The 13,190-nt window shown below is 68.7% G+C and carries 12 protein-coding genes; 7 read left to right on the plus strand and 5 right to left on the minus strand.

Annotated elements, in window-relative coordinates:
• The first annotated feature begins 35 nt into the window (after positions 1 to 35).
• From EIZ44_RS05395 to EIZ44_RS05405, 3 genes are read left to right on the plus strand one after another with little or no spacing between them, the layout of a single operon-like run.
• Positions 36 to 1,076, plus strand: a complete 1,041-nt coding sequence (locus tag EIZ44_RS05395; protein WP_037810163.1) for a sugar ABC transporter substrate-binding protein — start codon at positions 36 to 38, stop codon at positions 1,074 to 1,076.
• The gene (locus tag EIZ44_RS05400; RefSeq protein WP_134727870.1) at positions 1,073 to 2,575 is read left to right on the plus strand and encodes a sugar ABC transporter ATP-binding protein; all 1,503 of its coding nucleotides are present in this window, start codon (positions 1,073 to 1,075) and stop codon (positions 2,573 to 2,575) included. The genes EIZ44_RS05395 and EIZ44_RS05400 overlap by 4 nt, the downstream gene beginning before the upstream one ends.
• Positions 2,568 to 3,584 (plus strand): ABC transporter permease, encoded by a 1,017-nt coding sequence (locus EIZ44_RS05405; protein WP_134665469.1) that lies wholly within the window; start codon positions 2,568 to 2,570, stop codon positions 3,582 to 3,584. The genes EIZ44_RS05400 and EIZ44_RS05405 overlap by 8 nt, the downstream gene beginning before the upstream one ends.
• 911 nt (positions 3,585 to 4,495) lie before the next feature.
• On the opposite strand, the gene EIZ44_RS05415 is transcribed toward EIZ44_RS05405, so the two are convergent.
• Positions 4,496 to 5,212 (minus strand): FadR/GntR family transcriptional regulator, encoded by a 717-nt coding sequence (locus EIZ44_RS05415; RefSeq protein ID WP_037810166.1) that lies wholly within the window; start codon positions 5,210 to 5,212, stop codon positions 4,496 to 4,498.
• 74 nt (positions 5,213 to 5,286) lie between these two features.
• Between EIZ44_RS05415 and EIZ44_RS05420 the strand changes: the two genes are divergently transcribed.
• The 3 genes from EIZ44_RS05420 to EIZ44_RS05430 are packed head-to-tail and all read left to right on the plus strand — an operon-like array spanning position 5,287 to position 7,417.
• Positions 5,287 to 5,619: an L-rhamnose mutarotase gene (locus EIZ44_RS05420; protein WP_037810167.1), complete on the plus strand. Its 333-nt coding sequence runs from the start codon at positions 5,287 to 5,289 to the stop codon at positions 5,617 to 5,619.
• The gene (locus EIZ44_RS05425) at positions 5,616 to 6,590 is read left to right on the plus strand and encodes an aldo/keto reductase (RefSeq protein WP_037810168.1); all 975 of its coding nucleotides are present in this window, start codon (positions 5,616 to 5,618) and stop codon (positions 6,588 to 6,590) included. The genes EIZ44_RS05420 and EIZ44_RS05425 overlap by 4 nt, the downstream gene beginning before the upstream one ends.
• Positions 6,587 to 7,417 (plus strand): amidohydrolase family protein, encoded by an 831-nt coding sequence (locus EIZ44_RS05430; RefSeq protein WP_037810169.1) that lies wholly within the window; start codon positions 6,587 to 6,589, stop codon positions 7,415 to 7,417. The genes EIZ44_RS05425 and EIZ44_RS05430 overlap by 4 nt, the downstream gene beginning before the upstream one ends.
• Positions 7,418 to 7,517: 100 nt before the next feature.
• Here the strand turns inward: EIZ44_RS05430 and shbA are convergent, their stop codons facing one another.
• Positions 7,518 to 8,174, minus strand: coding sequence for an RNA polymerase sigma factor ShbA (gene shbA / locus EIZ44_RS05435; RefSeq protein WP_037810171.1), 657 nt, complete (start codon positions 8,172 to 8,174; stop codon positions 7,518 to 7,520).
• A gap of 325 nt (positions 8,175 to 8,499) precedes the next feature.
• Positions 8,500 to 9,603: a GtrA family protein gene (locus tag EIZ44_RS46230; RefSeq protein WP_199817467.1), complete on the minus strand. Its 1,104-nt coding sequence runs from the start codon at positions 9,601 to 9,603 to the stop codon at positions 8,500 to 8,502.
• Between the two features lie 615 nt (positions 9,604 to 10,218).
• Between EIZ44_RS46230 and EIZ44_RS05445 the strand changes: the two genes are divergently transcribed.
• A complete protein-coding gene (locus EIZ44_RS05445) occupies positions 10,219 to 10,524 on the plus strand; it encodes a hypothetical protein (RefSeq protein ID WP_009074268.1) in 306 nt (101 codons plus the stop codon).
• A 233-nt stretch (positions 10,525 to 10,757) separates the two neighbouring features.
• Here EIZ44_RS05445 and EIZ44_RS05450 read toward each other — a convergent pair whose 3' ends face one another.
• Together EIZ44_RS05450 and EIZ44_RS05455 are read right to left on the minus strand one after the other, a co-directional pair.
• On the minus strand, positions 10,758 to 11,885 hold the full coding sequence (locus EIZ44_RS05450) for a glycerate kinase (protein WP_134727871.1): 1,128 nt from the start codon (positions 11,883 to 11,885) through the stop codon (positions 10,758 to 10,760).
• A complete protein-coding gene (locus EIZ44_RS05455) occupies positions 11,882 to 12,829 on the minus strand; it encodes a 2-hydroxyacid dehydrogenase (protein WP_037810175.1) in 948 nt (315 codons plus the stop codon). The genes EIZ44_RS05450 and EIZ44_RS05455 overlap by 4 nt, the downstream gene beginning before the upstream one ends.
• Positions 12,830 to 13,190: the final 361 nt, after the last annotated feature.

Genomic DNA, 13,190 nt, shown 5'->3' on the forward strand with positions numbered 1-13,190 from the left:
CTTAGCCAACAAGGCCTGTCATCAAGGAGGATGCGGTGCGTACGAAGGTGATCCGGCTGGCCGCCGCGGTGGCCGCCTGCGGTTTGGTGCTCGGTGCGTGCGGGTCCACTAAGGACAAACCGGCGGCAGCGGCGAGCGGCGGCGGCACCGGCAAGGTCGGGGCGACGCTGCCCCTGCTGACCTCGCCGTTCTGGCAGGCCTACAACAAATACGTGCCGCAGATGGCGAAGGAGCAGGGCCTCGACGCGCTGCCCACGGTGAACGCCGACAGCGACCCGGCGAAGCTCATCACCGACATCGGCACGCTGCTCAGCCAGGGCGTGAAGGGTCTCGTCGTCACCCCGCTCGACTCGGCCGCGGTCGTCGCCGGGCTGAAGCAGGCCGAGAACAAGGGCGTCCCGGTGGTCGCGGTGGACGTCGCGCCGGAGAGCGGCAAGGTCGCGATGGTGGTGCGCGCGGACAACAAGGCGTACGGAACCAAGGCGTGCGAGGAAATCGGCAAGCGCGTGAAGAGCGGCAAGGTCGTGCAGGTGATGGGCGACCTCGCGTCGGTCAACGGCCGCGACCGGTCGGCCGCGTTCCGCGAGTGCATGAAGCAGAAGTACCCGGACGTCAAGGTTCTCGAGGTCGCCGCGGAATGGAAGGCGGACAAGGCTTCGTCCGGTTTGGACAGTCTGCTGACCGCGAACCCGGACATCAAGGGCGTGTACATGCAGGCGGGCGGCGTCTACCTCGCGCCGACCGAGCAGGCGCTCAAGCGCAAGAACCTGTTCTTCCCGGTCGGCGACCCGAAGCACGTGGTGCTGGTGAGCAACGACGGCATCCCGCAGGAGCTCACCGCGATCCGCAACGGCGAACTGGACGCGACCGTCTCGCAGCCTGCCGACGCCTACGCCAAGTACGGGATGTACTGGCTCAAGAAGGCGATGGCGGGCGAGACGTTCAAGCCCGGCCCGACCGACCACGACTCCACGATCGTCGAGATCAGCCCCGGCATCCTGGAAGACCAGCTGCCCGCGCCGGTCGTGACCAAGGACAACGTGGACGACAAAGCGTTGTGGGGTAACAACCTGTGAGCGCGCCGGTAGTGCAGGCGGACGGCGTCGGGAAGCGGTACGGGCCCACCGTGGCGCTGCACGACGTCAGCCTCACCGTGCGGCCCGGCGAGTCCCACGCACTCGTCGGCCGCAACGGGGCGGGCAAGTCCACGCTGGTGTCCATCCTCACTGGACTGTCCGAAACGGACACCGGCAGCGTTTCCTTCGGTGGCGTATCGGCACCTTCCTTGTCCAAACAGGACGACTGGAAGGCGCACGTGGCGTGCGTGTACCAGCACGCGATGGTGGTACCGCAGCTGACCGTCGCGGAGAATCTGTTCCTGAACCGGCAGGCCAGGGGCGGATTCGCGATCGGCTGGAAGAAGCTTCGCCGGCAGGCGCGGGAGCTGCTGGACTCGTGGGACGTACGGGTCGATGTGGACACTCCGGCGGGCGATCTGTCCGTTGAGGACCGTCAGTTCGTCGAGATCGCCCGCGCGTTGAGTTACGGTGCCCGGTTCATCGTGCTGGACGAACCGACCGCGCAGCTGGACAGCCAAGCCATCGAGCGGCTCTTCGAGCGCATGCGGCAGATGCAGGAGAACGGGGTCACGTTCCTGTTCATCTCGCACCACCTGCACGAGGTTTACGAGGTGTGCCAAGCGGTTACCGTCCTGCGCGACGCCTGTCACGTGCTCACCGCACCCGTCGAGGAGGTCAGCCGCGCGGCACTGGTCGACGCGATGACGGGGGAGCAGGGCGGCCTCGCCGTCCGCGACGCCGCCACCCGCGACCCGCTCGCAGTCGACGCCGAAGAGGTCCTCGCCGTAGATGACCTGTCCGGCGACGGATTCCACGATGTCTCGCTACGGATCCACCGCGGTGAGGTCGTCGGACTCGCGGGCAGCAACGCAAGCGGCAAGCACCAGGTAGCCGAGACGGTCTACGGCCTGCGCAAGCCCACCTCAGGAACCGTTGTGGTGAACGGAAAACGCCTGCCCTCCGGTGACATTACTGCTGCCCTGCGCGCAGGCATCGGCTGTGTCCCGCGGGACCGGCACCACGAAGGTCTGGTGCTGGAACACTCCATTATGGACAATGCGACCCTGTCGGTGCTCGACCGGATGGGCCGTGCCGGTCTGGCGTCCCCGAAGGCCCGCCGCGAACGCGGATCGCGCGCCCTGGCCGACTACGACATCGTCGCGGCCGGTCCGGACCAGCCGGTTTCGGATCTGTCCGGCGGGAACCAGCAGAAAGTCGTGCTCGCCAGGGCTCTGGAGAGCGATCCGCGCGTGGTGGTGCTGATCAACCCCACCGCGGGAGTGGATGTGAAGTCGAAGGAGGCCCTGCTCGCGGTCGTGGACCGGGTGCGGGCCGAGGGGAAGGCGGTGCTGCTCGTGAGCGACGAGCTGGACGACCTGCGCCTGGCCGACCGGGTGCTGGTGCTGCGCGCCGGCGAGGTGGCCGCCGTTCACCAGGCCGGCTGGTCCGACGGGGACCTGGTGGCGGATATCGAAGGAGTCGGGCTCCATGACTGACCTGATGAGCGACCCGCAGACGGCGCTGCCCGCGGCGGCGCCGAAGCGCCGGAAGTCGGCGTGGCTGCGCGAACTGGCGCTGCTGCCCGCGCTCGTGGTGGTGTTCGTGATCGGCGGGCTGATCAGCGACACGTTCTTCACCTTCGACAACATCATCAGCATCCTTTCCGCGGCGGCCGCGTTGTCGCTGGTCGTGCTGGGCGAGTCGCTGGTGCTGCTGACCGGCAAGTTCGACCTGTCGCTGGAATCCACGATGGGCATCGCCCCCGCGATCGGCGCGATGCTGGTCATTCCCGCGGCGTCGTCCGGCTTCGGCACCGAATGGCCTTCGGTGCTCGGCTTGGTAGCGATCCCCGTGGTGGGCGCCTTGATCGGCTTCGTGAACGGCTTCCTGATCGTGAAGCTGAAGCTGAACGCGTTCATCGTGACGCTGGCGATGCTGACGGTCCTGCGCGGAACCCAGATCGGCACGACGAACGGCAAGACGCTGTTCGACCAACTGGACGCGTTCACCGCACTGGCGACCACGACGTTTGCCGGCTTGCCGATGTCAGTCTGGCTCGCGGCGGCCCTGTTCGTGCTCTTTGGACTGGGCCTGCGCTACCACCGAGTCGGCCGCTCCCTGTACGCGATCGGCGGCAACCGAGAAGCGGCGCGGGCCGCGGGCATCCGGGTGGACCGGATCTCGTGGGCGGTCTTCGTTGTGGCCGGAGTACTGGCTGCCATCGGCGGCCTGGCATACACCGGCTACGTCGGCGCCCTCGGCGCTGACCAGGGCGACGGACTGATCCTCCAGGTTTTCGCCGCAGCGGTAATCGGCGGCGTCTCCCTGGACGGCGGTCGAGGCACGCTGGTCGGAGCGCTGACCGGGGTGTTGTTGCTGCAGTCGGTGGACAGCCTGCTGCGCATCGCCCAGGTCCCGGCGGAATGGCTGAAGGCGATTTACGGAGGGATCATTTTGATCGCCTTGATCATCAGCCGGTACGCCGGCGGAAAGCCCCAGACCTGATCGGCGGAGGTTCGGTGATCATCCGACCTTATGGGGGCATGCGCTCGGTCTGGTCGGTGGCTTCGTCTCCGACCTCGGTGCTGCCGGGACCGGGGCGGCCGCTGCGGTCGGGTTCGGTGGGCGAGCGATTGGCCAGTGCCAGTGCCAGTGCCGCAGCTGGTGCCGGTGCCGGTGCCGCGGTTGGTGCTGGTGCGGTTGCTGCCGGTTGCGCTCCCGTTTCCGCCGCACCACCCCTCGCCTCCGCTGGTGGTGCGGCAGAAGGAACCTCCGCATCACCAGCGCCGGAGTTAATGAAGGGTCCCTTCATTCCGCCCGTCGACGAGCGAGTCCCCGCCACTTCAGCCGAGCGCGCGCGATGGGTCCCCTCGCCGTTCCCATTTCGACGCTTGCCGGTCTACGCCGCGCCCGTTGCGCGAAAGTCCCCCTCGCTCCGGCTGGGCGTGCGCGATGGGTCCCTTCGCTTCGATGGTCCCGGAGCGTCGGCCCCTGCTGCTCCCGCTGTTCGGGTGCGAAGGTCCCCTTCGCTCCAGTCAGGCGTGCGGGGTGGGGCTTTTCGGTTCGGCGGTCGTGGCGTGATGGGTCCCGTCACTCCGGCCGTGCGGGTGCGAAGGTCCCCCTCGCTCCAGTCAGCCGTGCGGGGTGGGGCTCTTCGTTTCGGCGGTCGTGGTGTGACGGGTTCCGTCACCTCTACCGTGCGGGTGCGAAAGTTCCCCTCGCTCCAGTCACGCGTGCGCGATGGGTCCCCTCGCTCCGATGGTCATTGTGTGACGGGTCCCGTCGCTCCCGCCGCTCAGGCGCGAAAGTCCCCCTCGCGTCCCTCGAACAAAAGTGACGGGTCCCTTCACTCCTATCAGCAAGGAGTGAAGGGACCCGTCACTGCAACAAACCGCTCAGGAGCCGTCGCCGCTCGGTCAGGAAGCAGCGGGTTCGGCCTCATCGCCGGGCGCGTCGTCTTCGACCAGCGTGCTTCGCAGCCACTGTTCGACTCCCGCGACGTGCACCGTCGCCCACGAGCGGGCCAGTTCGGGTTCCCGTGCGGCGATCGCGTCGTAGATCGCGGCGTGTTGTTCCCGGGTTCGGGCCACCGCGCCCTCCTGGGTGAGGCCGCGCCAGATGCGGGCTCGCGCCGTCGGGCCGGACAGGCTTTCGAGAAGCGAGCAGAGCACTGGGTTGCCCGAGCCGTCCGCGATTTTGCGGTGGAACTGCAAGTCGTTGGCCACCAGTGCCTCGACGGTCGGCGAATCCTCCAACTCGCCGAGCAGCGCGCCGAGTTCGGCGACGTCCTCGTCGCGCATGTGCAGCGCTGCCATCGCGGTGGCAGCGGGCTCCAGAATCCGCCGCACAGCAAGGAAATCGAGCACGGTGTCGTCGCGGTGGAAGTCGACGACGAAGGTCATCGCGTCGAGCAGCAGGTTCGGTTCCAGGCTGGTGACGTACGTGCCGTCGCCCTGGCGCACGTCCAGCACCCGGATCAGGCACAGCGCCTTCACCGCTTCCCGCAGCGAACTGCGGGAAAGCCCCAGCCGCTGCGCGAGCTCGGCCTCCTTGGGGAGCCGGTCGCCCGGGGCCAGCTCGCCCGAAATGATCATGTCCTTGATCTTGTCGATCGCGACATCGGTGACGGGCATCGGGACCGCCCTCCCTGCAGAGACCTCGGATGTTTACCCCCTACAGCGTGCCACGACTCCCGTCAGGAGGAACGATGACCCACGGCCCGGCGCCGCAAACGGTCGCATTGCGCACCCGGCTCAAGCCCGGAATGGAGAAAACGTACGAGGAGGTGCACGCGGTGATCCCGCAGGACCTGGACGCCGCACTGCGCCGCGCCGGCGTGCGGTCGTGGCGGATCTGGCGCGACGGGCTCGACCTGTTCCACTTCGTCGAGGTGGACGATTTCGAGCGGATGCGCGCGGAACTCGCCGGCGATCCGGCCGACATCGCGTGGCAGAAGCGGATCAACGAACTGCTCGACCTCGACCACTCCGACGTCGCGCACGGCCTCGGGCTGGTGTGGCAACTCCCGGCGGAGGCGTGACCGTGGACCTTCCTCCGCTGGGACTCGGCGGCGCTCAGCTGGGCAATCTCTACCACGCGGTGCCGGACGAAACCGCCGCGGCGAGCGTGCGACGGGCGTGGGACGAGGGGATCCGTTATTTCGACACCGCGCCGCACTACGGGCTCGGGCTGTCCGAACGCAGGCTCGGAGCCGCGCTGGCGGCGTATCCGCGCGGCGAATACGTCCTGTCCACAAAAGTCGGTCGCGTCCTGGAACCGCGCGCGGCGGCCCCCGGGGAACGCGACGACCAGGGCTTCGATGTCCCGGGGACTTACCGGCGCCGCTGGGATTTCAGCCGCGACGGGGTGTTGCGTTCGCTGGAATCGAGCCTGAATCGGCTGGGTCTCGACCACGTCGATCTCGTGTACGTGCACGATCCGGACGATCATTTCGAGGAAGCGGTTTCGGGTGCGTTCCCAGCATTGCTGGAGTTGCGCGAGCAGGGCGTCGTGGGGGCGATCGGGGCTGGGATGAACCAGGCTCCGATGCTGGCGGAATTCGTGCGCCGATTCGATCTTGACCATGTTCTGATGGCCGGTCGCTACACCTTGCTGAACCAGCCGGCGTTGGACGAGTTGTTGCCGCTGTGCGTCGAACGCGGCGTCGGCGTCGTGGCGGGCGGGGTGTTCAACGGTGGAATCCTCGCCACTGAACAACCCGGCGCGATCTACGATTACGCGGCCGCGCCCGCGGATCTCGTGGAGAAAGCCCAGAAGATCGCGGAAATCTGCGCACGGCACGGTGTTTCGCTGCCCGAGGCCGCGCTCGCGTTGCCGCGTACGCACCCGGCGGTGGTGTCGGTGGTCGTCGGGGCCCATGACGCCGAGCAGGTGTCGCTGAACGTTCGCCGCGCCGCGGCGAAAATCCCGGCCGTACTGTGGGACGACCTCGCCGACGCTGGCCTCCTGCGGCCGGCTGCCCGCCCCGTCGTGTCCGGAGGAACCCAGTGATCGATTCGCATCACCACCTGTGGGATCCCGCGCGTCGCGAGTACCCGTGGATGTCCGGTGACGCACTGGCCCCGATCCGCAAGCCGTACACCGTCGACGATCTGCGCGCGGTGACCACTGCGGCGGGCGTCCACGCTACCGTGCTGGTGCAGACCGTCTCGGACGAGGCGGAAACCGAGGAATTCCTTGCCACAGCCGCGTCCGAACCCGTGGTGGCCGGCGTCGTCGGCTGGGTCGACCTCGCCGCTCCGGACGTGGCCGACCGGCTCGCGCGGCTGCGCGAACTCGGCCCGCTGGTCGGCATCCGACACCAGGTCGAGGACGAACCGGACCCGGATTGGCTGCTGCGCCCGGAAATCCTGCGCGGCCTGACCGCGGTCGCCGCTGCGGGCCTGGTCTATGACCTGCTGGTGGCACCAGCGCAGCTCGCCGCCGCCCGGCAGGTAGCCGAACGCCTGCCGGACCTGCGGCTGGTCCTCGACCACGCCGCGAAACCTGGCATCGCAGCTGGCGAGTGGCAGCCGTGGGCGAACGGCGTGGCCTCGCTCGCCGAGCACGGCAACTTGCACTGCAAGCTGTCCGGCTTGGTGACGGAAGCCGACTGGCGCGAATGGCAGGTGGGCCATCTGCGCCGCTACGCAGACCACGTTTTCGAGTCGTTCGGCGCGAACCGGGTCATGTTCGGCTCCGACTGGCCAGTGTGCGAACTGGCGGCAGCGTACGAAGTCGTACTGGACGCGGCGGTGTCGCTGACCGGTGCGCTGAGCGACCCGGAACGGCTCGACGTCTTCGAGCACACGGCGGCACGAGTTTATGAGTTGAGCTGAGAGATGCGGCGGGTAAAACCAGAGTGCCGCGCGAAACCGAGCCTGTCGACCTATTCGGCGGTCCGCGGCGGCCTTCCAGCCGTTCGAGTGACCAAACGGCTCAGAAGTCCTGGCCCTGCACCATCTCGCGGAGCTTGGACAACGCACGGTGCTGCGTGACGCGGACGTTGCCGGCCGAAATGCCCAGCGTCTCGGCCGTCTCGTTCGCGCTGAGGCCGACAACGATGCGCAGCGCCAGGATCTCCTGCTGCAGCGGGGCGAGGCGGGTGAGCAGTTCCTGGAGGCGGCTGCCGAGGTCGAGGCGCAGCGCATGCGATTCCGGCTCGTTGCCGCCGGAGAGCGGGTGCTCCGGAAGCTCGGGCACCGGCTCGGACCGGTCGCGCGCGACCGCCCGGTAGGCGTCAGCGACCTTGTTGGCCGCGATCGCGTGCACGAGGTAAAGGAAGGAACCGCCGCGGTCCTGGTAGTCCGGAAGGGCCTTGAGGACAGCCATGCAGACGTCCTGTGCGACGTCGTCGGCGGCGAGGTAGGAGAGGTCGCGGCCGCCCATCCGGGCCCGGCAGTAGCGGGCGACGACGGGGCGGAGCACGTGCAGCAGGTCGGCGACCGCGGCTTGATCGCCCTGTCCTGCCGCGCGTACGAGCGGGTCGAGGTCTTCTTTGGTCAGGCGTCCGCCGGACCGGGGCAGCGTCGCGGGGCTCACGTAGCCCTCGACGCCGGACACCGCAGTTCGGGACGTCTTCGACGGTGCTGTCATGGTCGTCTCCCCGGCAACCCTGCGACCGTCGCTGTCTCGGGGTCAACACTCTGTGATGTTGCGGTCGCAAGTACTCCAATCGAACGGGGGGAGCACTGCGATCGTTGCGACGCTCCGTAACCTTAAGCGGCCGGAGGCCGACCGTCCACATTTCAACTACGAATACCCCGTTAGCAGCAGTGGTCTTGACACAAACGAGACCAGCCGACGCACAGTACGAATCCGGCCTCGCAGCATGTGCGGATGTCCGGTTTTGTACGTCACGAAGAGTGATAGCGGGGTAGCGCAACAGAGAGTGGTCGCACTGCGGGTAGAACGGGTTCCACTACCGTTGGTGATCTTGTGCCGCGTCCGCTCGCCGAGCCCGCGCGAACACCCACCACCGCAGAACGGCGAACCGGACGACCCCGCCGACGAAGCTGGCCGCGAGAAGCACGGCGGTTTGCTGCCCGGCGGAGGGATGCGGGACGACTGCGTCGAGAGCGGCGAGAACGACCGATCCGTAGCCGGCGTAGAAGGCAAAAGTGACGAGATCCTGAAGGTGGCGCTTGCCCGCGCGGCTGCTCCGGTTGGCGAACGTGACGCGGCGATGGAACTCGGTGTTGCCGACCGTCGTGATCGCGAGCGCGGCGAGATTCGCCCATTGCGCGCCGATTTCCGGCCGGAAGGCCAGGAAGAGAACGGCCTGGAGTCCGGTGGTGACGACACCGGCGGCCAGGTACCAGGCAGCATGACTGCCCATCTCGCGGCGGCGAGTGGTGCGGTCTTCGGGGTTTGGCCGATTATCGGCGACGCTCGGAGGTGCTGGGTGCTTGATGGGGGCTGCGGCGGGAGTCAGGTGGGGCTGGTGGTGACTGGGCTCGGCTGCTGGATCCGTCGCTGCTCGCGGTTGGCGGGCTTCGGCGGCGCTGTAATTGGCGGGTTGTTGCGGCAGCAGGTCTGTGTCGCTCGGCGCGTGGGTCGGTTTCGCCGTTGAATGGCGACTGGGTTTGTCGCTGGACTCCCGCCGTGGCTGTTCGGCGCAGTCGGTTGCCGTTTTACGGCGATCGGAGCTTGAGTTCGTCGGCAGCCGGCGAGGGCTGTTGTCTCCGGGCTTCGCCGGTAGCTGGTCAGCGTCGCGATCAGTCGTTGCCTGGCGGTCGGCGCGCGGATTAGCCGCTGAGGGGCGACGGGTGTTCTCACCATGGCGGTCGGCGGCGGAGTCCAGCAGGTCGCGGCGAGTGTCGATCTCGTCGGCGAGCGCGGCCAGGTCGTTGGCGGCTGCGCGGTGCTGGTCGGCGGCCTCGTCGAAGTCCGGGGAGCGGTGGCTCGGAGTCTCGTCGAGCGTGCGGAACTCCGGCTGCGCGTCATCGCGGACCGGGTCGTCGCTGGCTTTGCGTCGGGGGCGGAGACCGATCCGGCCGCGCGGCTTCCACCGGGTGGTGGTCATGTCCTGACGCTAGCTCTGCTTCGCCTGCTGACGCCCTGGCAGACCCAAGGAAACGCTGTGATTCCGACGACAGCCGTTCGGCCCGTTTCACTCGAAGTCGCCTCGGGTAGCTCACCACGAACAAATCCGGACTTTCGGGAGGTGCCCGTGAGCGATCCCGGTGACGACACTCTCCGCGAGAGTGAAGCGCCCGGTGCGGACGGCTCTCGTGTCGACTCGTTTCGTGCGTCCGGCTCCATGGGCGCGTCAGCTTCCGGCGAGGTCCGGGAAAGCCAGCGTGCCGGGGACGAGCCGGAGGTTCGGCCGCCGGTCCACGCTGCTGGGGAGGCCGGCGGAGGCGACCCCGAACTGGGGTCGCTCGGCTCGGCCGGGGATGGCTGGCCCCCGGTGCCCGGACAGGGCGAACGGGTCGACCACGGAGGAGGCACGGTTGCCGACGCGATCCGGTCGGCCATGGCCCGAAGATCCTGATCTCAAACGTATTTGTGACAGGTTCCACCGTCGCGGCAAACGGCCTAGCGCTCACACTGCGCGACCGTCATGCCGCCTTTAGCGTGAAAAACCACCCTGCAACCAACCGCGCGCATCCGACTGCGACGAAGGGAAGGCCGAAAGATGCTGACCGTTACCGAAGCCGCCGCCGAGGCGATCACCGCGTTGACCGCTGAACAAGGCAGTGACTCCGAGAAGAGCGGCCTACGCTTCGCGCTGCAGAGCATGGAAGGCGACGGCGCCCAGTTGGCGCTGTCGGTAGCCCCGGCCCCGGAGGACGGCGACCGCATCGTCGGCGCCGACGGCGGAGCCAAGGTCTTCCTCGAGCCTCAGGCAGCGGCATTGCTCGACGACAAGGTCCTCGACGTTCAGCAGGACGACACTGGCGACGTCGCCTTCGCCGTCCTGCCGCAGCAGCAGTCCGCCTGACGGGCTGCGCGAGCAAGCTCCCGGCCACGGGGGTCGGCGCGGCGGTGTCCGTCCGCTGATCCCGTGTGCCGCTCGCCGGCGCCTCCGGAGGTCTCAGGACGTCCGGGGCCGGTGAGTTGATTCATGGCCGATCCCTGGGCGGTGCTGCCGCCCAAGAGGCGGGTTGTCCAGACGGCGGGGTGGCTGCGTTGTTGTGTGGAACGCTCCCGCGGCTTGATCGCGGGGGCGTTCTGCTACGTAGTGCGCAGCCAGTCCCGCACTAGCACTCCGGCCCGTTCGCGCAGCAGTTCCGCGGCGTGCGAGCGGGCGTAGTCCAGCGACGGCGCGTGGTCGATCAGCGCGCTGCTGCCCACGACTCCCAAGCCGGCCAGCGCGTCCGCGTCCAGCTGGATCCGTCCGGCGAGCACCAGAAGCGGGACGCCCGTCTGCCCCGCGCGAGCCGCGATGCCTGCCGGGGCCTTGCCGGACAGCGACTGTTCGTCCAGCGAGCCCTCCCCGGTGATCACCAGGTCAGCACCGGTCAGCGCGGTGTCGACGCCGGTCAACGCGGCGATCAGATCGAAGCCGGACTCGACCGTCGCACCGAACCCCGCGATCGCTCCCGCCGCGACACCTCCGCCGGCCCCGGCTCCGGGCAGGTCGGAGACGTCCGGTGCGCCAGCCTGCACAAGCGCCCTAGACCAGTGGGACAGGCTTTCGTCCAGCGTGCGGACGTCGTCCGGCGCCGCACCTTTTTGCGGACCGAACACGGCCGCCGCCCCGTTCGCGCCGAGCAGCGGATTCGTCACGTCCGTCGCGACTGCGACCGGCACTGCGCCCAGCCGCTCCCGCACCGGGCCCAAGTCGACGCGCGCGACTTGCGCCAGCGACCCGCCGCCGAGACCAACCGGCGCACCGGACGCGTCGAGGACCTCGGCACCCAGCGCAGCCAGCATCCCGGCACCGCCGTCGGTGCTCGCGGTGCCGCCGACGGTCAGCACGAGCCGCCGCGCTCCGCGGGCGAGGGCGTCGTTCAGCAGCTCGCCGACGCCCCACGTGTGCGCGGCCAGTGCGACTTCCCGGCTCGGCGTCACGAACTCGATCCCGCACGCCCGCGCCGATTCGACGTAGGCCGTGCCGTCGAGCAGCACGTACCGAGCGTCGACCGGTTCGGCCAGCGGACCGCGCACCGACAACCGCACCATGGAGCCGCCCGCGTTCTCGAGCACCTCCAGCGTCCCTTCGCCACCGTCGGCGACTGGGCACGCGGAGATCTCGGCATCCGGCAACGCATCGCGCACGCCGTGCGCGATCGCTTTCGTCACCTCGACCGCGGTCAGGCTTCCTTTGAACTTGTCCGGTGCGATCACGACCCGGGTCATCGGCCCACCTCCGTCAGCGGATCGGCACCGGCGAGCACCGAGACGACGTTGCGTGCGGCCAGCACCGCCATCGCCGTACGCGTTTCCACCGTCGCCGAGCCGAGGTGCGGTGTGAGCACCACGTCGTCGCGCTCCAGCAACCGGGGCTCGACGTCCGGTTCCTTTTCGAACACGTCCAACGCCGCGCCCGCGATCTCGCCGGCCGCGAGCGCGTCAGCCAGCGCCGACTCGTCGACGACCGGACCACGAGTGGTGTTCACCAGGTACGCACTCGGTTTCATGGCCCGCAAGGCGTCCGCGTCGACAAGGTGTCGGGTCTCGGGAGTCAGCGGACAGTGCAGCGACACGAAGTCGGAACGCCGCAGCAGTTCGTCGAACGACACGAACTCGCCGTCGAAGTCCGGTTTCGCCGACCGTCCGGAGTAGACGACCCGCATCCCGAACGCCGCCGCCCGCTTCGCCACCGCGCGGCCGATCTGCCCGAGCCCGACGATGCCGAGCGTCTTGCCCTGCAGTCCGGACCCGAGCAGGAAGCCGAGGTGGAACGACCACGGCTGCCGCGCGCGCAGCAAACGTTCGCCTTCGCCGAGCCGCCGCGAGACGGCCAGCAGCAATCCGAACGCGAGATCCGCGGTGGCGTCGGTGAGCACGCCCGGCGTGTTGGTGACCACGACCCCGCGCTCGGCCAGTGCACTGACCTCCACGTTGTCGTAGCCCACCGCGACGTTCGCGACGACCTTCAGTCCGGGACCCGCCGCGTCAGCGACTGAGCCGTCGATCCGGTCGTGCAGCATCGACACCACTGCGGCCGATCCGGCGACGAACTTCCGCAGTTCCTCGGGCGTGAGCGGCCGGTCCTCCGGCGAGATTTCGACTTCGCCTGCTTCGCCGAGCACCTGCACGGCCTCGTCCGGGATCCAGCGGGTGACAGCGATCTTCGGCATGCCGAGCAGCCTAATGCCGACCGTGCCGCCCGAGCGAGGTTCGCGGCGCGCTCACCGCCGGACACCCGCCTGAGCTGCGACGGAGCGTCCAACCGCGACAGAACGCCACTGACGCCGGCAGGGCCCGAATTCCGCATTGCGGTACCACGCAACGAAATCCCGGTCTGCCGACGGCCGCGCCGCCCTGTGCCGCCGCGAAACCCGTTCGCCGACTCCTAGCGCACCGTGTTGTCTTATCGCATCACCTCTCTTCCCTCGCAGTTCGCAAAACCTCGCGTCGTCTTGTGCCGTCTCTCCGGACGTCCGCTTCACCCTTTGGCACTCCCGCGGGCGGCCGGATCGTGCTATGTTCTCATGTAGA

The sequence above is a fragment of the Amycolatopsis nivea genome, from assembly GCF_004522235.1.
GTDB classification, from domain to species: Bacteria; Actinomycetota; Actinomycetes; order Mycobacteriales; family Pseudonocardiaceae; genus Amycolatopsis; species Amycolatopsis nivea.